The organism is Ideonella sp., from assembly GCF_041918995.1.
Lineage (GTDB): Bacteria > Pseudomonadota > Gammaproteobacteria > Burkholderiales > Burkholderiaceae_C > Ideonella.
The window spans coordinates 1-23,867 of record NZ_JAYRUN010000007.1; the positions used below are offsets into that span (position 1 = coordinate 1).

Consider the following 23,867-nt stretch of genomic DNA (forward strand, 5'->3'; position numbering starts at 1 on the left):
AGTCTGGGCCGTGTCTCAGTCCCAGTGTGGCTGGTCGTCCTCTCAGACCAGCTACAGATCGTCGGCTTGGTAGGCCTTTACCCCACCAACTACCTAATCTGACATCGGCCGCTCCAATAGCGCGAGGCCTTACGGTCCCCCGCTTTCACCCATAGGTCGTATGCGGTATTAATCCGGCTTTCGCCGGGCTATCCCCCACTACTGGGCACGTTCCGATGCATTACTCACCCGTTCGCCACTCGTCGCCAGGTTGCCCCGCGTTACCGTTCGACTTGCATGTGTAAGGCATGCCGCCAGCGTTCAATCTGAGCCAGGATCAAACTCTTCAGTTCGATCTTGATTTCACTCATTAGGAATTGAAGTGAACTTCACTTCAGTTTCCATGAGCGTTCGAAGCCTTACGACTTCAGGTCTTTCGACCCAAAGCACCCAACTTCAAACACCCACGCTTATCGGCTGTTAGTTTTTAAAGAACCTGCAGCTGCTTTCGCGCTGCGCTGCTAACTTGTCGTCAGCAGCAAAGAAGGCGAATTATGAACTAGATTTAAAACCCTGTCAACTACTCGGCTTCTTCGCTGCAGCAGCCGGGCCGCTGCAGCGCTCCGTTGGTCACGCGATTCGCGTTGCATTTCTGCGTCGCGCCGTGTGATCAGCGAAGCCCTCGACTGTAGCACAGCACTTTTTGCCGGCGCAAGCTTCTTTCTGAAATTTTTGCTGCCGGGCCGAGACGTACCGTGCGGCCCCGGCGCCGCGAGAGCGGGTCAGTGCACGCGGGTGCGCAACAGGGACTGGCCCGCCTCCTGCGGCACCTCTGCCGCGAGCACGGCCGGCAGCTGGGTGGCCAGCGCCCGGGCGTCAGAGCGGATCACGCGCTGCTTGATGGCAGCCACTTGCGACGGGTGCATGGAGAAACTGCGCAGCCCCATGGCCAGCAGTAGCTCGGTGAATGCCGGGTCGCCTGCCATCTCTCCGCACACGCTCACCGGGCGCCCCGCCTCATTCGCCCGCGCGATGGTCTGCGCGATGAGCTGAAGCACCGCCGGGTGCCAAGGGTCGTACAGGTGGGCCACCGACTCATCCGCCCGGTCGATGGCCAGCGTGTATTGAATGAGATCGTTCGTGCCAATGGAGACGAAGTCGAAGTGCCGGATGAGGGTGGGCATGATGAGCGCCGCCGCCGGGATCTCGATCATGGCGCCCAGTTCGACGTCGGCATACGGTTGGCCGGACTGCGCCAGCTGCGCGCGGGCACGGTCCAGCGCCTGGCGCACCTGCAGGGCCTCTGCCCGGTGAGCCACCATCGGCACCAGGATGCGGACCTTGCCATATGCGCTGGCGCGCAGGATGGCGCGCAACTGCTGGCCGAACATCTCCGGCTCGGACAGGCTCCAGCGGATGGCACGCAGCCCTAGCGCCGGGTTCAGTGTGTGCTCGTGGCGCAGCTCGTGCGCCGACATGCGGTCCAGCGGCTTGTCCGCGCCGACGTCGACCGTGCGAATCGTGACGGGTAAGCCCCCCATCGCCTCGACGACACGGCGGTAGGCCTGGAACTGCTCCTCCTCATCGGGCAACCGCCCTTCCCGGCCCATGAAGAGAAACTCGCTGCGGAAGAGCCCGACCCCCACCGCGCCTGCCGCCATCGCCGCCCCGGCGTCGGTGGGCAGCTCGATGTTGGCCAGCAGCTCGACCGGCTGCCCGTCCAGCGTGACAGAGGGTGTGTGACGCAGCCGGTCGAGCTTGGCCCGCTCGAGTTCCAGCTGGCGTTGGCGGAAGCGGTACTCCTCCAGCACGATGGGGGACGGGTTCACGATGAGCACACCGGCGTCGCCATCGACGATCAGCCAGTCGTCCTGGCGCACCAGCTGGCTGGCCTCGCGGGCCCCGACCACCGCCGGGATGTCCATGCTGCGCGCCACGATGGCCGTGTGGGACGTGCGGCCCCCCACATCGGTGACGAAACCGGTGAAGACGCTGCGCTTGAACTGCAACATATCGGCAGGCGCGATGTCGCTGGCCACCAGGATCAGCGGGTCTTCGCCGGCGAAATCACGTGCCGCGCCGGCCTCGGGCGGCATGCCGCTGGCTTGGCGCGCCAGCGCGCGGAGCAGGCGCTCGACGACCTGCTCGAGATCGGCCTTGCGTTCACGGAGGTAGTCGTCCTCCATCTCGTCGAACTGGCGCGCGATGACCTCGAGCTGCGCCGACATGGCCCATTCCGCGTTGTAGTGCCGCTCGACGATCCATTGCTTGGTCGCCTCGGCGAGCATCTCGTCGTGCAGCAGCATCAGGTGCACGTCGAGCAGCGCCACCAGTTCGGCGTGCGCTTCCTCCGGCACTTCGCTCTTGAGAGCCACCAGTTCGGCCGCGACGGCGTCGCGCGCCTCCCGCAGGCGGCCGACCTCCGCCTCGACCTGCTCGGTACCGATGAAGTAGTGGGCCACGTCGACTCGGCTCGACGCCACCAGCACCGCCCGGCCGATCGCAACGCCACGCGACACCGGCTGACCGAAGACCTGGATGCTCATCGCTTCACTGTAGCAGCGGCGGCCCTGTCACGGCAGCGTCATTGCGGGGTCATCGACAGGTCACCGGCACTGCCCACCATGGCCCCATCTCACGTCGCCGAGCCGCCATGAAGGAACTTCCCATCCCCACGATGCCGCTGTTCACCTTGTTCGGTGCCGGCGCCCGCGCGAGCACCGAACTTGCCACCGAGCGCGCCGGCCGGATGGCCGTGCCCGCGCGGACGGGCGCACCCACGTCAATGCCCGAGATGCGCCCGGCGGCTCCCACCCGGGCGGAGGACGCCTTCGAGGTCGTGTGGGCCCGCCATCAGGAGGAAGTGCGCGCCGCGCAACGCCTGCGCCACGTGGTGTTCGCCGGCGAGATGGGCGCGCGGCTGAGCGCGCCGCCGCATGCGCCCGCCGGACACGACGTGGACCTCTTCGACGACTTCTGTGAGCACCTGCTGGTGCGCACGATGCCCACCGACGACCAGCCGGCCGAAGTGATCGGCACCTACCGCGTGCTCACCCCGGAGGCGGCCCGACGCGCCGGCGGCTTCTACAGCGAGACCGAGTTCGACCTCACCAGACTGCGCCCGCTGCGACCGCGCCTGGCCGAGCTCGGCCGGTCGTGCGTGCACCCGGACCACCGCAGCGGGGGCGTGATCCTGTCGCTGTGGGCGGCCCTGGCCGGCTTCATGACCCGCAACGGCCTGGACAACGTGGTGGGCTGTGCCAGTGTAGGCATGCGCGACGGGGGCCACAGCGCCGCCAGCCTGTGGGCGCGCCTGCGGGACAGCCACCTGGCCAGCGTCGAATACCAGGTGCGGCCCCGCCTGCCGCTGCCCGTGGATGACCTCGACCAGACGCTGGATGTGGAGCCGCCAGCGCTGATCAAGGGCTACCTGCGCTGCGGCGCCCGCGTGCTGGGCGCGCCGGCCTGGGACCCGGACTTCCAGACTGCCGACCTGCCCATGCTGCTGCGCCTGGCCGACCTGCCGGCGCGCTACCGCCGGCACTTTCTCGGGGCCTGAGCGGCCACAGCCGCCCCCGCCCCAGGCGCCCTACTGGCCCTCGCCGAACTTGTCGTCGATGAGGGCCACCAGCGCGTCCATCGCCGGCAGCTCGTCGGCGCCCTCGGTCTCGATCTCCACCTGGGTGCCCATGCCGGCAGCCAGCATCATGACGCCCATGATGCTCTTGGCATTCACGCGGCGGCCGTTGCGGCTCATGAACACCTCGCAGGCGAAACCGCCCGCCAGTTTGGTCAGCTTGGCCGATGCGCGGGCGTGCAGGCCCAGCCTATTGCTGATGGTGACGGTGCGACGGATCATGGGGCTGCAAGTGTAGTGTCTGGTCCTGCGGCCGCTGGGGCGACGCCGGCATGACGCCCTGTGCGCCCCCCGACAGCGCCCGCTCGATCCGCTGGTCCAGCGGCAGCCCGGCGTAGCACATGGCCCGCCACAGCATCGGCACGTTCACGCCCACCGCCAGGCGCACACGCTGGCCATCGGCCACGCGCTGCGCGGCGTTGCACGGCGTGGCGCCGAACACGTCGGCCAGCACCAGCACCTCGTCGCCACCCGCCCGGCGCACCGCCTCGCGCACCTCGGCCTCGGCCTGTTCGGCGGACCAGCCCGGCGGCACGTCGACGGCCTCGATGGCCCCGTGTTCGCCGGCAAAGCAGTGGCCAGCCACCGCCCGCAGGGCCGCGGCCAGGGGTGCGTGTGCCACGATCACCAGACCCGCCATGGCGCCATTATTCCGGATGCGCGGTGTCGCCCACCCGCGTCATGGGGTGAAACGGAGCCCGTCGAAGAACGGATCGGCCTGCGCTGCGGGCAGCGTGCCCAGCCAAGTGGCCTGCACCACCCAGGTGCCGCGGCCAAACAGCGCCGTCTGCATCCGCCACCCCGCGGGTTGCCCCGGCGCCCCGCTCCACTGCATGCGCACGGCCTGCGCCTGGGGCGTCGCACCGGGCACGGACCACGGCATGCCGGCCGCCGACCCCGACGCCGCCGCCGACTCGGATGCCGCGCCTGGCGCGCCCAGCTTGTCGACGGAGGCCGTGCGCAGGGCCTGCAGCACCGGGCCGACCCGGCGAGGGTCGCCCACATCCGCCAGGCCGACCGCAAACGTGGTGCCGGCCGCTTCACACGCATGCAGCACCAGCGTCACCTCCTGGCCGGCCAACGGCACCCGCCGCTCCTGCGCCACGGGGCGGCAGGGGAAAGTCGCCACCAGGCCGGCCCCGGGCAGGCGCGCCTCTCGCCAGTCCAGGGCAGGCGCGCAGGCGGACAGGGCGCACGCGGCGGCGCAGGTGGCACCGGCCGTGGCCCCACCACGCAGGCGCACCGACCGGCCGGGCAGACAAGCAGGCATCCGAGGCATTATGCGCACCGGCCCCGTGTGGCGGGCCGATGGAGGGACACACATGGCGGATTTCGTTCTGGTCCACGGCGCATGGCATGGGGCGTGGTGCTGGCGCCGGGTGCTGCCGCTGCTGTGGCGCCACGGGCATCGGGCGTTCGCACTCGACCTGACCGGCCTGGGCGCTCGGCGGCATCTGTTCCGGCCGGACATCGGGCTGTCCGAGCACGTCCAGGACGTCGTCGAACTGCTCGACTCGGAAGAACTGCGGGGCGCCGTGCTGGTGGGGCACAGCTATGCCGGCCTCGTGGTCACCGGTGCCGCCGACCAGCGGCCGGACCGCGTGGGCGCGCTCGTGTACGTCGATGCCGTGGTCCCGCGCCCGGGCGAGGCCTGGTCCACCACCCACGCGGCGGCGACGCAGGCGGAGCGCCGGGCGCTGATCGCCGCCACGGGTGCCCTGGCGCCGCCCGACCCCAAGGTGTTCGGCCTGTCCGGCGACGACCACGCCTGGGTGGCCCGCCGACAGACGCCACAGCCGGGCGGCTGCTATGACGCGGCCCTCCACTTCGACGCCGACCGCTGGCAACGCCAGGTGCGCCATTTCGTGGACTGCACCGAGCCCGCGCTGCCCACCGTCGATGTGAGCCGGCGTCGCGTGCGCGAGGAGTCCGGCTGGCACGTGCACACGCTGGCCACCGGCCACGACCCGATGATCACGGCGCCCAACGACCTGGCGAAACTGCTGCACGGGATGGCCAGCCCCGGGCAAGCTGCGCAATAGTTCACGGTGGGCCGGTCCGGCGGGGTGGGCTCCATCAACCGTGGGATGGGCCGCCCTGTGACAAATCGTCACGATCGCGGCCCATCGCACCTGCCATGAACGCCCCGGACCGCCTCCCTCCTGCCATGCGCGCCGACACCTCTGCCTGGCCGCAGGCCCACGCCGACGACCTCCGGGCCGTCGAGCCCCGTGCCGACGAGCACTACCGCAGCCTGATCGCCCAGATCGGCAGCGAGATCGGCCAATCGCTGTCCAGTGCGCTGGAGCGCGTCAACGCCCTCGCCACCACCGGCAAGATCGACCGGCCCGGTCTGCGCGCCCTGCGTGACGAGATCGAGCTGGCGCGACGCGTGGGCATGATGGGCCAGCAGCTGGCGCGCTTCGCGTCCGGCCGTGTCCGGCAGTCTCCGGAGACGCTGAGCCTGACCCAGATGGCACGCGATGTCCTGGTGCATCGAGGGCGCGAGCTCACCGCACGTGGCCTGGACGTGCGCCAGGCGATGCGCCCCGTGGACGTGATCGTCGACGCCACCTTGCTGCACACGCTGCTGCAGGCGCTGGTGGACTGGACGCTGGAGCATGCCCGCGGCGCCGTGGAGTTCCGCATCGACCTGCGGCCCTGGCCGCCGCACGCCCGGCTGAGCTGCCACTTCAGCCACCAGCCCCTGGCGATGCCGGAGGACGGCATCGTCGCGCGCGACGAGGAGGAGGCGGGCACCGCCGCCCGGCTCGACACGTTGAGCTGGCGCCTGGTGCAGCAGATCGCCTGGACGCTCAAGCTGGGCATCGAGCGGGTGGAAGGGGCCGGCGACACCACGGCGGTGACACTGGAGTTTCCGCAGACGGTGACGGACCAGATCGAGGGCGTGACGGCCATCGAGATCGACCAGGGCTTCGGGGTGTCAGACAACTCCAAGCCGCTGGCCGGCGCGCAGGTGCTGGTGCTGGCCGCGCGCCGTGACCTGCGCGCGGACATCCGTGATGCCACCCGTCACATGGGCCTGGTTGTGGACTTCGTCGGCTCCGTCGAGGAAGCCGAGGAGTTCTGCCGCGACGCCCTGCCGCAGGCGGTGATCTACGAATCCACGCTGGGCGGGCAGAGGTTCGAGCGGCTGCGGGCCAGCATCGAGGCCGAGCTGCCACAGTTCGTCTTCATCGAGGTAACACCCGAAGGCGACGGCTTCCATCTGTCGAACGAGGGCGCACGGTCGCACGCCACCATCGGGCGAGAGGCGGTGTCCGCGTCCTTGCCGTCCGCCCTGATCTTCGAGCTGTCGCGGGCGATGTGACCCCGGGCGTGCGCCCGGGGCCGTGTCAGGCGCCTCCGGTGCCTGTGGCGCTCCGTCGCCTCAGCCGCCGAACACCTGCCGCAGGATGTCGCTGCCGGTGCCCACGGGGTCGCGCCGGATCTTCTTCTCTTCCTCGCCGATCATCCAGTACAGGCCGTCCAGCGCCTTGCGAGTGACGTAGCTGGCGATGTCGGCGTCTTCGGGCTTCACCAGCCCCAAGCCGCTGGCACGGCGGGCCACGGCGTTGTATTTTTCTGCCAGCGAGACGCGCTCGGTCTCGCGGGTGACGATGGGCAGGAAGCGGCCGGCCAGCGGCTCGCGCGTGCGGCGTTCGAAGTAGTCGGTGACGGCGGTGTCGTCACCCCGCACGATGCGCAGCGCGTCGGCCACGGTGAGCGTGCGCACCGCATCCACCAGCAACGCCCGTGCGTGCGGCACCGCCGCCTCGGCGGCGCGGTTCATGGCGGTGACCAGTTCGTCCACCCGGTGCTGCTGGCCCGACAGCCGCAGGAGCGGCTCGGCGTCCTGCAGCACGCCCGGCAGGGGGATCCTCACCTTGGCATTGCCCAGGAAGCCGTCGCGCCGGCCCAGCAGCGACACCGCCGCCTCGGCGCCGCGTTCGAGCGCGGTGCGCACGCCCAGCGCCGCGTCCGCCTCACCCAGCCCGGCCGCGTGGGAACGCCAGGGCAGCGCCCACCCCAGCAGGGCCGCCGACGTAAACTGCCTGCGTTGCATAGGTACCACCTCCGATGGATCTCGTTCGACGCCGCCATCTTGCCCTCTCCGCGGGGTTGCTGGCCAGCGCCCCGCTGGCCCTGCTGGCCTCGGGCTGCTCGTCGCGCCAGGCCGCGCCCGACGTGTCCTACACCCTGCTGGACGGTCGCCAGACGACGCTGAAGGCGCAGCAGGGCAAGGTGATGCTGGTGAACTTCTGGGCCACGAGCTGCACCACCTGCGTCAAGGAGATGCCGGACATCGTGGCCACGCACCAGAAGTACCGCGAGCGCGGCTACGACACGCTGGCCGTCGCGATGAGCTACGACCCGCCGGCGTACGTGTCCAGCTTCGCGCAGAGCCGGCAGCTGCCCTTCGGCGTGGCCATCGACAACACCGGCGGCATCGCCAAGGCTTTCGGCGACATCCGGCTGACACCCACCACCTTCGTACTGGACAAGCGCGGCGGAATCGTCAAGAAGTACGTGGGCGAGCCGGACTTCGCCGCCCTGCACGCCCTCATCGAAGAGCTGTTGCGGGAAGCCTGACGACGTCAGGCAACCGCATTCAAGTGGCGTGCGCGGATCCGGCTTTGCCGGGCCGCTGCGCGAGCCCCCTCGGGGGGCAGCCCCCGGGAGGGGGCGTGGGGGCTCAAGTCACCCCCGCCTCGGCCGCCTGGCGGTCGGCGTGGTAGCTGGAGCGCACGAGGGCGCCCACGGCAGCGTGGGTGAAGCCCATCGCGGCCGCCTCCTGCTCGAACATGCGGAAGGTGTCCGGGTGCACGTAGCGGCGCACCGGCAGGTGGTGGCCCGACGGCGCCAGGTACTGGCCGATGGTGAGCATGTCCACGCCGTGCTCGCGCATGTCGCGCATGACCTGCAGGATCTCCTCGTCCGTCTCGCCCAGGCCCACCATGAGGCCGCTCTTGGTGGGCACGCCAGGCACACGCTCCTTGAAGCGCTTGAGCAGGTTGAGGCTGAACGCGTAGTCCGAGCCGGGGCGCGCTTCCTGGTACAGGCGCGGCGCGGTCTCCAGGTTGTGGTTCATCACGTCGGGCGGCGCGGCCTGCAGGATGTCCAGCGCGCGGTCCATGCGGCCACGGAAGTCGGGCGTGAGGATCTCGATGCGGGTGGCGGGCGACTCGCGGCGCACCGCCTCGATGCAGGCCACGAAATGGCCGGCACCGCCGTCGCGCAGGTCGTCGCGGTCGACGCTGGTGATCACCACGTACTTCAGCTTGAGCGCGGCGATGGTCTTGGCCAGGTTCGCCGGCTCGTTCACGTCCAGCGGGTCCGGGCGGCCATGGCCCACGTCGCAGAACGGGCAGCGGCGGGTGCACTTGTCACCCATGATCATGAACGTGGCCGTGCCGTGGCCGAAGCACTCCCCGATGTTGGGGCAGGACGCCTCCTCGCACACCGTGTGCAGCTTGTGCTCGCGCAGGATCTGCTTGATCTCGTAGAAGCGCGTGGTGGGCGAACCGGCCCTCACGCGGATCCACTCGGGCTTCTTCAGCACCTCGTCCGCCGGCACCACCTTGATGGGAATGCGCGCCGTCTTGGCCTGGGCCTTCTGCTTGGCGGAGGCGTCGTACTCGGCGCCGGTCTTGGCTTCTTGGGTGGTGTTCGGGGTGGCCATGGGATGTGCGAGTGGCCCGCGCGCGGGCGGCGTTGCCGCGGAGTCAGCGGCTCAGGTGCGCGGCCAGGCGCTCGGCCAGCCGGCTCGCGACGGCGTCCAGCTCCGCGCGGACGCCCAGTGTAGCGAGGTCCACCGTGCACAGCCCGGCATAGCCGCAAGGGTTGATGCGCTCGAAGGGCTCCAGGTCCATGGCCACGTTGAGCGAAACACCATGGTACGTGGAGTGATTGCTCACCTTGATGCCGAGGGCGGCGATCTTGCCGAGGCCGGCGAACGGATCGGGGCGCGGGCCTGGCGGCAAGCCCGCGTGCGGATGGGCCAGGTTCACGTAGATGCCCGGTGCACCGGGCACGCGCAGCCCCACCACGCCCAGCGGCTCCAGCGTCTGGATCACCGCGCTCTCCAGCCGGAAGACGTATTCCTTCACGAAGATGCCCAGCCGGCGCAGGTCGATGAGCGGATAGGCCACCACCTGGCCCGGGCCGTGGAAGGTGACCTGGCCGCCGCGGTTGGTGGGCACCACGGGGATGTCGCCCGGCGCCAGCAGGTGCTCCGCCTTGCCGGCGATGCCCTGGGTGAAGACCGGCGGGTGCTCGACCAGCCAGATCTCGTCGGCGGTGGCCGCATCGCGCGCCGCGGTGAAGGCACGCATCTGCTCGTAGCTCAGGGCGTAGGGCTGGCGGCCCAGCCACCGCACGCGCGGGGCGGCGGCGAGGTCGTCGACGGCGTCGGGGCTCATGTCCGCATTGTCGGGCGCGCCGGCGCAAGACCCCGTGGCCCACACGGGCGCCCGCCGGCGTATCGTGAACGGCATGAAGCAACCGATGGTCCGCCTGTCCCGCGCCCTGGCACTCGCCGTGGGCATGGGCCTGGGCATGGGGGCGCTCGCGTCAGCCGACGAGCCGACGCTGGCCGACGCGCTGGGCTGGTACGCGCAGGGCGACTTCGCCCCCGCGGCCCGCGCCTTCGCCGCGCTGGCGGCGGCCGGCCAGCCCGTGGCCATGCACAACCTGGCCGTGATGCACCTGCGCGGCGAGGTACGGGAGGCGGACGTGCAGACCGCCCGCCAGTGGCTGGAGCGCGCCGCGGGCCGCGGCTTCGTCACGGCGCAGCTGGCCATGGGCGAGTTGCACGAAAGCGGCCGCCTGGGCGCGCCCGACCTGGTGCAGGCCCTGGCCTGGTACGAACGCGCCGCCGAATCGGGCAGCATGGACGCGCAGGTGCAGGCGGCCACCGCCTATTTCATGGGCCGCGGCGCGCGCCGGGACGCGGCGCAGGCGGCCCGCTGGTACCGCGCCGCGGCGAACGCGGGCGACGTGGGCGCGCAGTACATCCTGGCCTCGCTGTACGAACGGGGCGACGGCGTCGAGGCCGACCTGCGCCTGGCGCGCTACTGGTACGCCGCCGCCGCCCGCCAGGGCGACGAGGCCGCGCCGGGCAAGCTGAAGGACATCGACGCGCGGCTGGCGCCGCCCTGAGCGGGCACCGGCGCGCGCCGCGGGCTCACAGCACCACCTTCACCATCGGGTGGCTGGACAGCGTGCGGTACAGCTCGTCGAGCTGCTCGCGGCTGGTGGCCGTGACGGTGATGGTGATGCCGAGGTAGGTGCCCGCCTTGCTGGGACGGGTTTCCACGGTCTCGGCGTCGAACACCGGGTCGAAGGCACGCGCCACGGCGACGATGGCCTCGACAAAGCCTTCGACGTGCGCGCCCATCACCTTGATCGGGAAGGCGCTGGGGTACTCGATGAGGGACTGTTCGGGGGGGATGGGGGGCATGGCAGGAAGATTCCGGATGGCGTCGGGCGGCCGCGCCCTCAGGCGGGCTGTCGCTTGGCGCGCTGGTACGCCTCGTACAGGCGGGCATAGACCGGGCCTGGCTTGCCACGCAGTGCGCCGTGGCCCACGGGCTCGTCGTCGATGCGGGTGACGGCCAGCACCTCGCGGCCGGCCGAACTGAGCAGCACCTCGTCGGCGGCGCGCAGGTCGGCCTCGCTCAGCGGGCGCAGGTTGAAGGCAATGCCCTCTTCCTCGCACAGCTCGCGCAGCAGGCCCACCCGGACGCCGGCCAGCACGTGCTCGTTCATCGGCGGGCCGAGCAGCGCGCCCTCGTGCACGAGCCAGACGTTGCTGGACGAGCCCTCGGTGAGCCACGGACCGCCCGGCACGCCGTCGCGCAGCAGGATGGTCTCGGCGGCGCCGTGGTCGGCCGCCACCTGTCGCGCCAGCACATTGCCCAGCAGCGAGATGGTCTTGAGCTGGCCACGCTCCCAGCGCACGTCCCGCGCCGTGACGCAGGCCACGCCCTGGTGGCGCTGCGCGGCCGGCACGCCCGACCAGGGCTGGGTCATGATGAACACGGTGGGCTGCAGGCCAGGCGGTGGCACATGGTCGCGCAGGGCCACGCCGCGGGTGACCTGCAGGTACAGCATCTGGTCCTCGGCGGGATGCGCCTGCACCACCCGCTGCAGCCGCGTGCGCCAGTCCTCGCGGCTGGCCAGGCCAGCCGGGGCCGGGATGCGCAGCGCGTCCAGGTTGCGCGCCAGTCGGTCCAGGTGGTCGTCCAGGCGGAAGGGCCGCCGGGCGTACACCGGAATGGCCTCGTACACGCCGTCGCCGAAGAGGAAGCCGCGGTCCATCACGCTCACCCGGGCCTGCGACAGGGGCAGGAGGTCGCCGTCGAGGTCGCACAGGGTGTCCGGCAGCGTCGTGTTCATCGCGGCCTCCGCGGGCAAGAAGGGGCGGTCAGGTTACTGGATCCAGAGGCGGATGGCATCCCATGCGCGGCCCAGCAGGCCGGCCTGCGGCACCTCGTCGGCCACGACCAGGGGCACCTGGGCCACCGGCGTGCCGGCGGACGTGGTGACCTTGAGCGTGCCCACGCGCTGGCCCTTGGCGAGCGGCGCCACCAGGGGGTCGGTGCGCTCGATGGTGGTCTTGAGCTTGTCACCCTCGCCGCGTGGCACCGACACGTACACCGCGCCGTCGCCGACCAGCCGGGCCTCGCTGGCCGCGCCCTTCCACACCGGCACGGTGGCCACCGGCTTGCCCGCCTCGAACAGGCGCACCGCGTCGTAGGCGGTGTAGCCCCAGTTCAGCAGCTTCTGGCTCTCGTTGGCACGGGCCTGCATCGACTCGGTGCCCATCACCACGGACAGCAGGCGCCGCTTGCCGTTGGGGAAGTCGCGCTGCGCCGACGCGATCAGGCAGTAGCCGGCAGCCTCGGTGAAGCCGGTCTTCATGCCGTCCACCGTCGGGTCGCGGCGCAGCAGCAGGTTGCGGTTGTCCTGCCGGATGTTGTTGAAGCTGTATTCCTTCAGCGAGTAGTAGGGGTAGCGGTCGGGGAAGTCGCGGATGATGCGCTGGGCGATGACGGCGAGGTCGCGCGCGGTGCTCGTGTGGCCGGCCTCGGTCAGCCCGGTGGCGTTGCGGAAGCTGGTGTTCTTCAGGCCCCAGGCCTGGGCCTGGCGGTTCATCATGGCAACGAAGTTCTCCACCGAGCCGCCCACGCCCTCGGCCAGCGCCACCGACGAATCGTTGCCGGACACGGCGATCGTGCCGCGCAGCAGCTCGTCCACCGTGGGCGTCATCTTCGGGTCGATGAACATCAGCGAGCCGCCGCCCTTGCGCTCGGCCCAGGCGCGCTCGGACACCGGCAGACGCGTCTCCAGCGTCAGGCGCTTTTCCTTCAGCGCCACGAACGTGAGGTAGGCCGTCATCAGCTTGGTGAGCGACGCGGGCTCCGCCGGCGCGTCGGCGTTGCGCTCGGCCAGCACCTGGCCGGAGCTCATGTCCACGAGCAGGTAGGAGCGGGCCGCCACCTCGGGCGGCTGCGGCGCCTGGGCGGCCGCGGGGGCCAGGGCGAACAGGGACAGGCCGGCGCCGAGCGTGGCCACGCAGAGGATGTGTTGGATGCGGTTCATGGGGTGCGATGGAAGGCACGCGCCTGCCGGACCCGGCCCGGCAGGCGGCGCGCGAAGGAAGGTCAGGCGCCGCAGGCGCCGACGACGATGGACTTGAGCAGAGACAGCTGCCCGTGGAAAAAGTGCCCCACGCCGGGCACCACGACGACCGGCAGGTGCTGGGGACGGGCCCAGTCGAGCGTGGCCGACAGCGGCACCACCTCGTCGGCCTCCCCGTGGATCACCAGGGTGCCGGGCGGCACGGGGGCGACGTCGAAATTCTGGGTGGCCGGCCCGACGAGCACCAGGCGGTCGGCCGCGTGGCCCGCGTCGGCCAGACGGCGCGCCGCCTGTGAAGCCACGTAGCCACCGAAGGAGAAGCCGGCGAGCGCGAACGGCAGCGCGGCGTCCCGCTGGTCGGCCACCACGGCGAGCGCGTCGTCGATCTCGCCTTGGCCCGCGTCCCACGCGCCGGTGGAGGCCCCGACGCCGCGGAAGTTGAAGCGCACCGCGCGCCAGCCCAATTGCACGAACGCACGCGCCAGCGTCTGCGCGACCTTGTTGTCCATGGTGCCGCCATGCTGGGGGTGCGGGTGGCACACCACCGCCACGCCCCGCGGCGCGGCATCGAGCGGCTCGTTGACGGCCGCCTCCAGCGTGCCGGCCGGGCCGGTGACGGTGAGGCGTCGGGTGGCCAGGTTCATCAGCGGCCCACGTCCGGCGGCAGCATGAGGCGCTGCACGGGCCGGCCGTTCTTCAGGTGCGATTCCACGATCTCGTCGATGTCCTGCTCGTCGATGAACGTGTACCAGACGGCCTCCGGGTAGACCACCGCCACCGGGCCGCCCGCACAGCGGTCGAGGCAGCCGGCCTTGTTCACGCGCACGCCGCCCACCCCGGCCAGGCCGGCGGCCTTGACCTGCGCCTTGCAGCGGTCGAAGCCGGCCTGCGCGGCGTGCTGCATGCAGCAGGCCTCGCCGTTGGACCGCTGGTTCAGGCAGAAGAACACATGGTGGCGGTAGTAGCTCATCACCCGGGATTGTAGGAGCCGGGTCGCCGGCACCGCCGGTTCAGGGGCGGCGCTCGCGGTGGGACAGGTCGGCCAGCAGCCAGCCCAATGCGGCCAGCGGCCACAGCCACCCCACCCACTGCGCCAGGCCGTGGAAGTGGATGAACCGGCCCTGCTCCCAGGCCTGCAGGCTGCTGGCGAAGTACGGGTCGGCGGGCGCCTGGGCCACCAGCATCATCCCGGCGGACACGGTGGCCACGCCCAGCACGGCCGCCAGCCGGGGCGGCACGCGCCACAGGGCGAAGGCCAGCCCGAGCGCCAGCCCCACCGCCGGCATCACGGCCGGCGTGAGCCAGGCCAGCGCATGGGCCGGGCCGAAGTTCAGCGCGGCCGACAAGGTGGCCGCGGCCAGGCCGAGCGCAGCCGCGCCGGCGGACATCACCAGCCGGCGCCACCCGGGTGCGGTGACCACGTGGGCCAGCAGGCACGGGCCCAGCAGCCCGAGCGTGACGGCCAGCACCTCGGCCAGTGCCGGCAGCGGGGCGTCCGGCACGGGCGCGTTGGCCAGCCACTGCAGCACGCCCTCGGCGCCGCGCACGCCCTCCAGGGCGGTGGCCAGGCGGTCCTGCAGGCGCGCCCAGCTGGGCCCCAGGCCGAGCGGCAGGGGCGTGGGGAACAGCAGGCCCAGCGGCCAGGCCAGCAGCAGCGCCAGCGCCCCCCCGCCGTGGCGGCCGAACCAGCGGTCGCGTGACCGCTCCCAGCGCTCCACGCCCCCCAGCCGCAGCAGCAGCATCGACAGCGTCACCCCTGCCAGCGCCCCCCCGCTGTTGAGCGCCCAGTCGAGCCGGGAGGGGTAGCGCAGCGGCAGAAACTGCTGGACGAACTCGTTCGCGAACGACAGCCCCGACATCACGAGCACCGTGCCCACCGCCCAGCGGCCCGCCCGCCAGCCACTGCGCACGCCGGCCAGGTGCACCAGGGCAGCCACCGGGACGTAGCCGACGAAGTTGGCCCAGATGTCGAACCGGTAGCGCTGCGGTGGCAGCGGCAGCCAGACCAGCTCCAGCCAGCTCGCACCGGCCGGCCAGCGCCAGCCGGTGAAGGGGTACAGGCTGGCGTACACCACCACCGCCAGCGCCAGCGCCGCCAGCGGCGGCGCGGAGCTGCGGTGGGGGGGCGGCGTGGCCGTGGCCGTGGCCATGCGTGCGCGCGCCGCGCTCAGAAGGGCTTGACGACGACCAGCACCACGATGACGACGAACAGCAGCACCGTCACCTCGTTGAACACGCGGAACCAGCGCTCGCTGCGGCGGTTCTGCAGGGCCTCGAAGCGCTTCAGGTGCGCCAGGCACACATGGTGGTAGCCCACGACGCCCAGCACGAGCACCAGCTTGGCATGCAGCCAGCCGTTGCCCGGGCCGCGCCACATCGGGTAGCCCAGCCACAGCCACAGGCCGAGCACCAGCGCCGGCACCATGAGCAGGGTGGAAAAGCGGTAGAGCCGGCGTGCCATGAGCAGCAGGCGCTCGCGCTCCGCATGGCTGTCGGACGGCACGCCGGCCAGGTTCACGAAGAAGCGCGGCAGGTAGAACAGGCCGGCGAACCAGCTCGCCACGAAGACGATGTGCAGGGCCTTGATCCAGAGGTAGGCGGTGGTCATCGACTGATTATGCGGTGCACAAAAACACCGCCGCCGACGCCAGGGCACCCCGCAAAAGAAAGAGCCCCGGCCATCGGCCGGGGCTGAAAAGCCTTGACGCTGTCATCACGTAAAGGCACCTGCTCAGGGAGGAAAAGCAGGGAGCAACGCCCTCACGGGCACCACTCAGCAATAACTTTAACACCGGTGGGCAGCTCTGTACCATAGGCCTTCGATCCCCAGACAAACCCCTGCCCATGCTGCCCGCCTACCCCGCCGCCCGCCCGCGTCGCCTGCGCCGCGATGCCTTCAGCCGTGCCCTCGTGCGCGAGCACCACCTCACCGCGGCCGACCTGATCTACCCGGTCTTCGTGATGGACGGCGACAACCGCTGCGAGGACGTGGCCAGCATGCCCGGCGTGCAGCGCCTGTCGGTGGACCGTCTCTTCGCCCAGGCCGAGGCCTGCTGCGAGCTGGGCGTGCCGGTGATGGCGCTGTTTCCCGTGATCGACCCGGCCCTCAAGACGCCCGACGGCCGCGAGGCCACGCGCCCCGACGGCCTGGTGCCGCGCGCCGTGCGGGCGCTGAAGAGCCGCTTTCCCGGGCTGGGCGTGCTCACCGACGTGGCGCTCGACCCCTTCACCAGCCACGGCCAGGACGGCCTGCTCGACGACACCGGCTACATCCTGAACGACGAGACCGTGGCGGTGCTGACGCAGCAGGCGCTGGTGCAGGCCGAGGCCGGCGTGGACATCGTCGCGCCGAGCGACATGATGGACGGCCGCATCGGCGCCATCCGCCAGGCGCTGGAAGCGCGCCGCTTCATCCACACCCGGATCATGGCGTACAGCGCCAAGTACGCCAGCGCCTTCTACGGCCCCTTCCGCGACGCGGTGGGCTCGGCCAAAAACCTGGGCAAGAGCGACAAGAAGACCTACCAGATGGACCCCGCCAACACCGACGAGGCGCTGCGCGAGGTGGCGCTCGACATCGCCGAGGGGGCGGACATGGTGATGGTCAAGCCGGGCCTGCCGTACCTGGACATCGTGCGGCGGGTGAAGGACGAGTTCCACATGCCCACCTTTGCCTACCAGGTCAGTGGCGAGTACGCCATGGTGAAGGCCGCCGCCGCCAACGGCTGGCTGGACCACGACGCCGTCATGATGGAATCGCTGCTGGCGTTCAAGCGCGCGGGTGCCGACGGGGTGCTCACCTACTTCGCACTCGATGCCGCGCGGCGCCTGAAGGCCGCCTGACCGGGCGCCCATGCGCATCTTCCACATCACGGCGGACGACTTCTCCGCGCTGGACACGCTGCCCGAGGCGCTGCCGCCCGCGGGATTCCTCTGGATCGGCAGCGGGCGGCGCGAGTTCGAGGTGCACCGCCACGAGATCCAGGCGGCCCTGCAGCGCTGGGCCGGCAGCGGCATCGTCGACCTGCACCTGAGCGACCTGCTCAACCACCAGCTGCCCTCGCACTTCGAGGACACGTCCTGGTACGACATGCTGGTGTTCCGGCGGCTGGCCACCAGCATGCAGGCCCGCGCCCTGTTCGTCGACGAGGAGCACGGCACGCTGGCGTCCGCGCAGAAGGCCTTCGAGGCGATCGACACCAGCCCCGTCGGGTTCGTGGTCTACGACCGTGTGCTGGTGACGGTGCACCCCACCGACTGCACGGTGCGCGAGCACTTCGCGCGCCGCCTGGCGCAGCATGCCCACGAGACCGACCTGCGCGGTGGCGCCCGCCTGCCCTCGGGCCCCGCCGACCTGATGCTGCGCATGCTGAACCACATGGTGGACAGCTACCTCGATCTGCGCCGCCTGCTCACGCGCCAGCTGGCCACGCTGCAGGCCGAGCTGCTGCGCCCGCGCAGCCACTTCAGCGACTGGCAGGTGCTGCTGGCCAGCCGCAACGCGCTGCACCAGCTGGAGGACACCTGCGAGGACCAGCGCAGCGCCGTGCAGGAATGGATCGACGCGCTGGACGAGTGGCCCGAGGAGCGCGACGCGGACGCACGGCGCGAGCGCGAGCTGCTGCGCGTGCGCTCACGCGACGTGCTGGAGCACATCGAGCGTGTGCTCAGCCATGTGCGTCGGCTGGAGGCCTCGGCCGAGGCCGCGGTGCAGATGCACTTCTCGGCGCTGTCGCACCGCACGAACGACATCATGCGCACGCTGACGGTGCTGACCGCCATCTTCCTGCCGCTGAACCTCATCACCGGCTTCTTCGGCATGAACTTCGACGCCCTGCCGCTCATCCACTCGGCCACCGGCGTGTGGATCGCCGCCGGCGTGATGGCCGCCGTGGGCATCGGCCTGGGTCTGTTCTTCTGGCGCAAGCGCTACCTGGGCACCCACGTCAGGCCGTGAGGCCCGCTAGCCGCGGGCGTAGGGATCGTGCAGTCCGAGCGCGTGCAGGATCGCGGTCTCGCGGGCTTCCATCGCCTCGGCATCGGCGTCGCTGGTCTCGTGGTCCCAGCCCTGCGCGTGCAGGGTGCCGTGCACCAGCAGGTGCGCGTAATGGTCCGCCAGGGGCAGGCCCAGCTCGCGCGCCTCGCGTTCCACCACCGGCGCGCACAGCACCAGGTCGGCGTGCACCAGCGGCTCCTGCGCGTAGTCGAAGGTGAGCACGTTGGTGGCGTAGTCCTTGCCGCGGTAGCTGCGGTTGAGCTCGCGGCCCTCGTCCTCACCCACGATGCGCACGGCGATCTCCCCGGGCGCCTCCAGTGCCGCGCGGATCCAGCGGGCCACCTGGTGGCGAGGCAGCGCGGCGCGGTGGCTCGGGTCGGCGAACTGCAGGCTCAGGCCGAGTGCCGGCCGTGCGGCCCGGCTCACTCCCGCGCCTCCGCGGCGCCTGCCTGGCGCGGCCCGCGCGCCTCGTAGGCCTGCACGATGCGCGCCACCAGCGGGTGGCGCACCACGTCGCCCGAGGTGAAGCGCGTCATGGCGATGCCGTTGACCTTCTTCAGCACCTCGGCGGCGTCGATCAGGCCGCTGGGCATGCCGCGCGGCAGGTCGATCTGGCTCACGTCGCCATTGACCACGGCCTTGGAGCCGAAACCGATGCGTGTGAGAAACATCTTCATCTGCTCGGGCGTGGTGTTCTGCGCCTCGTCGAGGATGACGAAGGCGTGGTTGAGCGTGCGACCGCGCATGAAGGCCAGGGGCGCCACCTCGAGCAGTCCCTTCTCGAAGGCCTTGGTGACGCGGTCGAAGCCCATCAGGTCGTACAGCGCGTCGTACAGCGGGCGCAGGTAGGGATCGACCTTCTGGGTCAGGTCGCCGGGCAGGAAGCCCAGGCGCTCGCCGGCCTCCACCGCCGGGCGGGTGAGGATGATGCGCTGCACGCCGCTGCGCTCCAGCGCGTCCACCGCGCAGGCCACGGCCAGGAAGGTCTTGCCGGTGCCCGCCGGCCCGATGCCGAAGGTGATGTCGTGCGACAGGATCTGGCGCAGGTACTGCACCTGGTTGGGCGTGCGCCCGGTGAGGTCGGCGCGGCGGGTGTGCAGGACGATGTCCGCCTCGCCCGCCACAGCCGGCTCGGCCTCCGCCGCGGCGGCGCGTGCGGCCCGCGCCGGCCGGGCGGCACGGCGCAGGTCGTCCAGCGCCAGCTGCAGGGTATCCGCGGGAATGGGCTTCTTCGCCCGCTCGTACAGGGTCTGCAGCAGCCCGAGCACCGCCTCGGCGTCGCGCTTGGCGCCCTCGATGCGGAAAGCGCCCTGCCGCCGTGTCACGGTGACGGGCAGCACCGCCTCGATGGCACGCAGGTGCTCATCCATGGGGCCGCACAGGTGGCCCAGGCGCGTGTTGTCCAGCGGGGAGAAGGTGTGGCGGAGGATCAAGCCGGTCCCGTCAGTCGTCGAGACCGGCATTGTGAAACAAGCCGCCCGGCGTTCAGGGGCCGACCGGGATGAAGACCATGCGGTCATCGTCCGACAAGGTCGCCAGCATCAGCGCGTCGGGCGTGAAGTTCAGCGTGCCGGTGCGCAGGCCGGAGGCGTAGCCCACGACCTTGTAGCGCTTCTGCACCGCACCCGTCCTGCTGTAGACCCAGATGTCATGGGTCGAGTACAGGCCATTGATGCCGCCGGCCACGCGGCCATCGGTGCCCACGTCGACGTTGTTCGGGTACGCATCGAACTCCGGCAACTCGCCGATGGGGCTGAAGTCGCTGCCGCGGAAGGTGTGGATGCGGTAGGGCGCACCGCTGGCCGTGTACACGGTGGCGCCATCGGGCGCGACGGCGATGTCCTGCCCGTTGCTGCCGGTCTCTCCCCCTCCCTCGGAGGTGGACACGAACCTGCCCCCGAATGCGCCGGTGTAGTCCACCGCATACACGCCGCCGCCCGAGGGGCTGGTGCCGGTGTTCTGCGTGTACACCCGCTCACCGCCCGGCCCGGCGACCATGATGCCCATGGGACCGCTGCCATCGTCGACCCGGGCACCGTCGCTCGCGCGGTAGACGCTGCGATTGCCTACCAGCACCAGGTCCGTGCCCTTCACACGCGTGGCCAGCAGGCCGTGGCCGTTGTTGGGCGTGGTCGCCATGAAGTGCGTGCGACGACGGGTGTTGAGGTCCACCACCGCCACGCGGCTGAAGCCGTTGTCCACCACGTACAGGCGCTGCCCGTCGGGCGCGACCGACATGGCGCCCAGCGAGTTGCCCACGTTGGACATGGTGGCCACCCGGATGTTGGTGTACGGGTTGAACACGTCGATGGAGGTTCCGCCCGAGTGGACATACACGAAGGGGCGGACGGTGTCGGCGACGAGCTGGCGGTAGCTCACCCCGGTGCGCGTGACCGTCGCGGCAGGCGTGGTGGCAGATTTCCACAGACCGACGTGCACCACGGATGACGCGAAGCGAGCGTCGGCGCTGCGCACCGTCACCGTGGCCATGTGCAGGCCCTCGACCAGCGCGGCCGGGTTGGCGGTGAGCGCAAGCTGACCGCCGCCGATGCCGCTGCCGGTGACCGTCAGCCAGCCCTGGTCGGAGGACGCCGTCCACGCCGTGGCGGTGCCGAAGTTGTCCTTCACCGTGAGCGTGCGGGACAGCCGCGACCAGCCGGGCGAGGAGGTGAACGCCACGCCGTCACGCGACAGGTAGAGGCGCCGGCCATCGACATGGATCGTCAGCGCCACCTCCTGCGTGACCGTGTCCCCGTTCACCTCCGCGGACAGCACCAGGCGCGCGGTGTGCGTGCCGGCGGCCAGCTGTGCGGGGTCGGGCGTCAGGCGGATGGTCTGCGGCGTCTGCGACACCGTGCCCGCCTGGATGTCGGCCGCCAGCCAGGCGGGCAGCGACTGCACGCGCCATGCATAGGCATTGCCGTCGGTGCCCAGGCTGAGTTCGACGGCCTGCGCGGCCATGTCGCGCCCGGTGGCGCCGCCGAACGTGAGGCTGGACGGCGTGACGGTCAGCGCCGTCGAGGTCAGCTCGAAGCTCACGGGGACGGTCAGGGTCTGGCCATCCGACGCGGTGAAGGCAATGTGCCCGGTGTGGGCGCCCGACGCCAGGCCGGCATCATCGACGGACACGGCCAGGTCCGTCGCACCCGTGCCACTGTCCTGTGACAGCAGGATCCAGGGCTGGTCGGCCTCGGCGGTCCAGCTGAGCCCCTCCGCCCGCAGCGACAGCGTCTGCGGCGCGGGCGGCGTGGCGCCGTTGATGCCGGCGAAGGCCAGCGACGGGCTGTCCGCCCGCAGGCGCGCCAGCACCTTGTAGTGAACGGTCAGCGGCTTGATGTCCAGCGCACGGCCCTGGGCGTCCAGCGCGCCCACCACCAGGTGCGCGGTGTGTTCGCCCACCGGCGCCGCGCTGCCCACGCCGACCAGCAGCGTGTAGGGCGATCGCGTGCCGCTCAGCTGGGCGCCAACCCAGTCCGCCGCGGGGTAGCCGGAGTCGTAGCCGACGCCGACGGCGGCCACGTCATCGCCGTCGACCGTGACGCTGACCGATTGCGGCGCGGGGCTCTGGGCATCGTCGTAGCTGTCGGCCAGGCGGATCTCGCTCTGGCTCAACTGCACGCTGGTGGAAGAACCGCCCCCACCCCCACAGGCTGCCAAGCCAGCCACCAGGGCCAGGGCCATCCAGGCGCGCACGCGCACCCAGGCGCGCGCCGCGGGGCGCTTCCACGTCGTCTGCATCGATCCCCCTGTCCACCTCCGTCCGTGAAGGTGGCTCCATGTCATGCGAACCCGGCATCCTAGGGGGAAGCGGCGGCGCACGCCTCCACAGGAAGTTGGTGCGGCCTGATCCCGGTCACGGCGCGAGCGTCTGGCAGCCCCGTCGATAATCCGGTCCATGACTCCCCGCCCCTGGACTGTCGACACCCCGGTGCGCCGCACCGACGCCCTGGCATGATCGGTCGCCTCTCGGGCCAGCTCGCGGAGAAGACGCCCCCGCACGTGCTCGTCGACGTCCACGGCGTGGGCTACGAGGTGGACGTGCCCATGAGCACGTTCTTCAACCTGCCCGGGCTGGGCGAGCCGGTGGTGCTGCTGACGCACACGGTGGTGCGCGAGGACGCGCACCTGCTGTACGGCTTCCTGTCGGCGGAGGAGCGGGCCACCTTCCGGGAGCTGATCAAGATCTCGGGCATCGGCCCGCGCACCGCGCTGGCCATCCTCTCGGGCCTGTCGGTGGCGGACCTCGCCGCCGCGGTGTCGCGCCAGGAGAGCGGCCGCCTGCAGAAGGTGCCGGGCATCGGCAAGAAGACCGCCGAGCGCCTGCTGCTGGAGCTCAAGGGCAAGCTGGCGCCCGACCTGGGCCTGCCGGCGGCAAGCGTCGCCAACGACGCCCAGGCCGACATCGTCCAGGCCCTGGTCGCCCTGGGCTACAGCGAGAAGGACGCCGCCGGCGCGCTGAAGAAGCTGCCGGCCGACGTGGGCGTGAGCGAGGGCATCAAGCTCGCGCTCAAGGCGCTGGGCTGAGGCCCCTCGTCCGCCTCAGTGCCCCGTGTGGCCGTGGGGCGCCGGCGCGGCGCCGAGCGCACGCACGTCCGCCTTCAGCTCCAGCGTCTCGCGCTTGCCGTCGCGGCCTTCCACGGTGAGCGTCAGCGGCACCGGCTCGCCTGCCTTGAGCGTCTGCTTCAGGCCCATCAGCATGATGTGGTAGCCACCGGGCTTGAGCTCCACCACCTGGCCGGGCGGCAGGTCGAGCGCCGGCACCGCGGCCATGCGCATCACGCCGTCGGCCATCTTCATCTCGTGCACCTCCACCGTGGCGGCCACGGGGGACGCCGCGGCGACGAGGCGGCCGCCCTGCGCCGAGGTCAGGCGCATGAAGGCGCCGCTGGCCTGCTGGCCAGGCACCGTGCCGCGCACCCAGGGTTCCTGCACGGTGGTCTGGGCGTGCGCGGCCAGGCCGGACGCCGCGAGGGCGATCGCGCCCAGCGCCAGGGCGCACCGGCGCGGAAGGGGTCGGAAGGTCGTCATGGGAAAGCTCCTGTGAAAGGCGGTTGGACGGCAGGGTACGGCAGAACGCAAGCGGCTTCTGCGGGCGGTGTCATCGCCCCGCTGCCCAGGCGCGGACCTCTGCCTCGGGCGGGGCACCGGTGACGAAGCGCGGCGCCTGGGCGGGGGCCAGCCAGGCCACGTAGGGCGTGACGCCCCGCCAGGCGGGGTTCACCTGGTGGCGCAGGCGGGCCGGCTCGCCCGCGAAGGCGAACAGCCGGTCGGCCGGCGCGTGGTGCGCATCGGCCAGGAGCGCGGCGTCGTCCTGGCCCGGCGGCACGTCCATCACCACCACCCACAGGCGCGCGCCGGCGCCACGCTGGCGCACGGCGGCCCCCAGGCGGGCGATGGCGGCGGGGCAGTGGGCGCAATCGGTGGTGGTGAAGACGACCACGGCCGGCGCCGCCACCGCGGCGTGCAGGCGGCTCCAGTCGCCGTCGGCGAGGGCCTCCACCCGGGCAGGCGGTGCGGCGCAGACCGCGGCCGCGGCCACGCTGACCAGTGCAGCGACCACCAGCCCGCGGGCGGCCACGAGGCGCCCGGTGCGCCGCAGGGCAGGACAGG

The 23,867-nt window shown here is 71.4% G+C and carries 27 protein-coding genes and 1 rRNA gene; 8 read left to right on the forward strand and 20 right to left on the reverse strand.

What is annotated here, in order from left to right; genetic code table 11:
- Window positions 1-332, reverse strand: a 16S ribosomal RNA gene (locus ACE3UN_RS07755); the annotation flags it as partial.
- A gap of 429 nt (window positions 333-761) precedes the next feature.
- Window positions 762-2,525: a phosphoenolpyruvate--protein phosphotransferase gene (gene ptsP, locus ACE3UN_RS07760; protein ID WP_374674353.1), complete on the reverse strand. Its 1,764-nt coding sequence runs from the start codon at window positions 2,523-2,525 to the stop codon at window positions 762-764.
- 107 nt (window positions 2,526-2,632) lie between these two features.
- Between ptsP and ACE3UN_RS07765 the strand changes: the two genes are divergently transcribed.
- Window positions 2,633-3,538: a GNAT family N-acetyltransferase gene (locus ACE3UN_RS07765; protein WP_374674354.1), complete on the forward strand. Its 906-nt coding sequence runs from the start codon at window positions 2,633-2,635 to the stop codon at window positions 3,536-3,538.
- Between the two features lie 30 nt (window positions 3,539-3,568).
- Here ACE3UN_RS07765 and ACE3UN_RS07770 read toward each other — a convergent pair whose 3' ends face one another.
- From ACE3UN_RS07770 to ACE3UN_RS07780, 3 genes are read right to left on the reverse strand one after another with little or no spacing between them, the layout of a single operon-like run.
- A complete protein-coding gene (locus ACE3UN_RS07770) occupies window positions 3,569-3,838 on the reverse strand; it encodes an HPr family phosphocarrier protein (protein WP_374674355.1) in 270 nt (89 codons plus the stop codon).
- Window positions 3,807-4,256: a PTS sugar transporter subunit IIA gene (locus ACE3UN_RS07775; RefSeq protein ID WP_374674356.1), complete on the reverse strand. Its 450-nt coding sequence runs from the start codon at window positions 4,254-4,256 to the stop codon at window positions 3,807-3,809. Before ACE3UN_RS07775 ends, ACE3UN_RS07770 begins: the two co-directional genes overlap by 32 nt.
- Before the next feature lie 39 nt (window positions 4,257-4,295).
- The gene (locus tag ACE3UN_RS07780) at window positions 4,296-4,886 is read right to left on the reverse strand and encodes a hypothetical protein (protein WP_374674357.1); all 591 of its coding nucleotides are present in this window, start codon (window positions 4,884-4,886) and stop codon (window positions 4,296-4,298) included.
- A gap of 52 nt (window positions 4,887-4,938) precedes the next feature.
- Between ACE3UN_RS07780 and ACE3UN_RS07785 the strand changes: the two genes are divergently transcribed.
- Complete coding sequence (locus ACE3UN_RS07785) at window positions 4,939-5,658, forward strand: alpha/beta fold hydrolase (protein ID WP_374674358.1); 720 nt, start codon at window positions 4,939-4,941, stop codon at window positions 5,656-5,658.
- A 125-nt stretch (window positions 5,659-5,783) separates the two neighbouring features.
- Window positions 5,784-6,947, forward strand: a complete 1,164-nt coding sequence (locus tag ACE3UN_RS07790) for a hypothetical protein (protein ID WP_374674359.1) — start codon at window positions 5,784-5,786, stop codon at window positions 6,945-6,947.
- 60 nt (window positions 6,948-7,007) lie between these two features.
- On the opposite strand, the gene ACE3UN_RS07795 is transcribed toward ACE3UN_RS07790, so the two are convergent.
- On the reverse strand, window positions 7,008-7,682 hold the full coding sequence (locus ACE3UN_RS07795) for a DUF4197 domain-containing protein (protein WP_374674360.1): 675 nt from the start codon (window positions 7,680-7,682) through the stop codon (window positions 7,008-7,010).
- Window positions 7,683-7,696: 14 nt separating this feature from the next.
- Between ACE3UN_RS07795 and ACE3UN_RS07800 the strand changes: the two genes are divergently transcribed.
- Window positions 7,697-8,209 carry a TlpA disulfide reductase family protein gene (locus ACE3UN_RS07800; protein WP_374674361.1) on the forward strand — a complete coding sequence of 171 codons (513 nt, stop codon included), beginning with the start codon at window positions 7,697-7,699 and terminating at the stop codon, window positions 8,207-8,209.
- Window positions 8,210-8,312: 103 nt separating this feature from the next.
- On the opposite strand, the gene lipA is transcribed toward ACE3UN_RS07800, so the two are convergent.
- Window positions 8,313-9,299, reverse strand: a complete 987-nt coding sequence (gene lipA, locus ACE3UN_RS07805) for a lipoyl synthase (RefSeq protein WP_374674362.1) — start codon at window positions 9,297-9,299, stop codon at window positions 8,313-8,315.
- A gap of 43 nt (window positions 9,300-9,342) precedes the next feature.
- Window positions 9,343-10,038 (reverse strand): lipoyl(octanoyl) transferase LipB, encoded by a 696-nt coding sequence (lipB, locus tag ACE3UN_RS07810; protein ID WP_374674363.1) that lies wholly within the window; start codon window positions 10,036-10,038, stop codon window positions 9,343-9,345.
- Window positions 10,039-10,111: 73 nt separating this feature from the next.
- On the opposite strand from lipB, the gene ACE3UN_RS07815 reads away from it, so the two are divergent.
- Window positions 10,112-10,777 carry a tetratricopeptide repeat protein gene (locus ACE3UN_RS07815; RefSeq protein WP_374674364.1) on the forward strand — a complete coding sequence of 222 codons (666 nt, stop codon included), beginning with the start codon at window positions 10,112-10,114 and terminating at the stop codon, window positions 10,775-10,777.
- Window positions 10,778-10,802: 25 nt separating this feature from the next.
- Here the strand turns inward: ACE3UN_RS07815 and ACE3UN_RS07820 are convergent, their stop codons facing one another.
- The 7 genes from ACE3UN_RS07820 to ACE3UN_RS07850 all read right to left on the reverse strand — a co-directional run bounded on the left by ACE3UN_RS07820 (window position 10,803) and on the right by ACE3UN_RS07850 (window position 15,869).
- A complete protein-coding gene (locus tag ACE3UN_RS07820) occupies window positions 10,803-11,078 on the reverse strand; it encodes a YbeD family protein (RefSeq protein ID WP_374674365.1) in 276 nt (91 codons plus the stop codon).
- 38 nt (window positions 11,079-11,116) lie between these two features.
- Window positions 11,117-12,016, reverse strand: a complete 900-nt coding sequence (locus tag ACE3UN_RS07825; protein ID WP_374674366.1) for a D-amino acid aminotransferase — start codon at window positions 12,014-12,016, stop codon at window positions 11,117-11,119.
- A 33-nt stretch (window positions 12,017-12,049) separates the two neighbouring features.
- The gene (locus ACE3UN_RS07830) at window positions 12,050-13,222 is read right to left on the reverse strand and encodes a D-alanyl-D-alanine carboxypeptidase family protein (RefSeq protein ID WP_374674367.1); all 1,173 of its coding nucleotides are present in this window, start codon (window positions 13,220-13,222) and stop codon (window positions 12,050-12,052) included.
- 62 nt (window positions 13,223-13,284) lie between these two features.
- Window positions 13,285-13,905, reverse strand: a complete 621-nt coding sequence (locus tag ACE3UN_RS07835) for an alpha/beta hydrolase (RefSeq protein WP_374674368.1) — start codon at window positions 13,903-13,905, stop codon at window positions 13,285-13,287.
- On the reverse strand, window positions 13,905-14,231 hold the full coding sequence (locus ACE3UN_RS07840; RefSeq protein ID WP_374674369.1) for a ferredoxin: 327 nt from the start codon (window positions 14,229-14,231) through the stop codon (window positions 13,905-13,907). The genes ACE3UN_RS07835 and ACE3UN_RS07840 overlap by 1 nt, the downstream gene beginning before the upstream one ends.
- 40 nt (window positions 14,232-14,271) lie before the next feature.
- The gene (locus ACE3UN_RS07845; RefSeq protein WP_374674370.1) at window positions 14,272-15,411 is read right to left on the reverse strand and encodes a teicoplanin resistance protein VanZ; all 1,140 of its coding nucleotides are present in this window, start codon (window positions 15,409-15,411) and stop codon (window positions 14,272-14,274) included.
- 17 nt (window positions 15,412-15,428) lie between these two features.
- The gene (locus ACE3UN_RS07850) at window positions 15,429-15,869 is read right to left on the reverse strand and encodes a CopD family protein (protein WP_374674371.1); all 441 of its coding nucleotides are present in this window, start codon (window positions 15,867-15,869) and stop codon (window positions 15,429-15,431) included.
- Between the two features lie 236 nt (window positions 15,870-16,105).
- On the opposite strand from ACE3UN_RS07850, the gene hemB reads away from it, so the two are divergent.
- Window positions 16,106-17,104, forward strand: a complete 999-nt coding sequence (gene hemB / locus ACE3UN_RS07855) for a porphobilinogen synthase (RefSeq protein WP_374674372.1) — start codon at window positions 16,106-16,108, stop codon at window positions 17,102-17,104.
- A gap of 10 nt (window positions 17,105-17,114) precedes the next feature.
- A complete protein-coding gene (locus tag ACE3UN_RS07860; protein WP_374674373.1) occupies window positions 17,115-18,218 on the forward strand; it encodes a magnesium transporter CorA family protein in 1,104 nt (367 codons plus the stop codon).
- 6 nt (window positions 18,219-18,224) lie between these two features.
- Here ACE3UN_RS07860 and ybeY read toward each other — a convergent pair whose 3' ends face one another.
- Genes ybeY through ACE3UN_RS07875 form a run of 3 tightly spaced genes read right to left on the reverse strand, consistent with a single transcriptional unit; the run spans window position 18,225 to window position 21,995 of the window.
- The gene (gene ybeY, locus ACE3UN_RS07865) at window positions 18,225-18,683 is read right to left on the reverse strand and encodes an rRNA maturation RNase YbeY (RefSeq protein WP_374674374.1); all 459 of its coding nucleotides are present in this window, start codon (window positions 18,681-18,683) and stop codon (window positions 18,225-18,227) included.
- Complete coding sequence (locus ACE3UN_RS07870) at window positions 18,680-19,690, reverse strand: PhoH family protein (RefSeq protein ID WP_374674375.1); 1,011 nt, start codon at window positions 19,688-19,690, stop codon at window positions 18,680-18,682. Before ACE3UN_RS07870 ends, ybeY begins: the two co-directional genes overlap by 4 nt.
- Window positions 19,691-19,742: 52 nt before the next feature.
- The gene (locus tag ACE3UN_RS07875) at window positions 19,743-21,995 is read right to left on the reverse strand and encodes a hypothetical protein (protein WP_374674376.1); all 2,253 of its coding nucleotides are present in this window, start codon (window positions 21,993-21,995) and stop codon (window positions 19,743-19,745) included.
- Between the two features lie 213 nt (window positions 21,996-22,208).
- Between ACE3UN_RS07875 and ruvA the strand changes: the two genes are divergently transcribed.
- Complete coding sequence (gene ruvA, locus ACE3UN_RS07880) at window positions 22,209-22,781, forward strand: Holliday junction branch migration protein RuvA (RefSeq protein WP_374674377.1); 573 nt, start codon at window positions 22,209-22,211, stop codon at window positions 22,779-22,781.
- 15 nt (window positions 22,782-22,796) lie between these two features.
- Here the strand turns inward: ruvA and ACE3UN_RS07885 are convergent, their stop codons facing one another.
- Entirely contained in the window at window positions 22,797-23,285 is a 489-nt protein-coding gene (locus tag ACE3UN_RS07885) for a copper chaperone PCu(A)C (protein ID WP_374674378.1), read from the reverse strand.
- Between the two features lie 70 nt (window positions 23,286-23,355).
- A complete protein-coding gene (locus ACE3UN_RS07890; protein WP_374674379.1) occupies window positions 23,356-23,835 on the reverse strand; it encodes a hypothetical protein in 480 nt (159 codons plus the stop codon).
- Window positions 23,836-23,867: the final 32 nt, after the last annotated feature.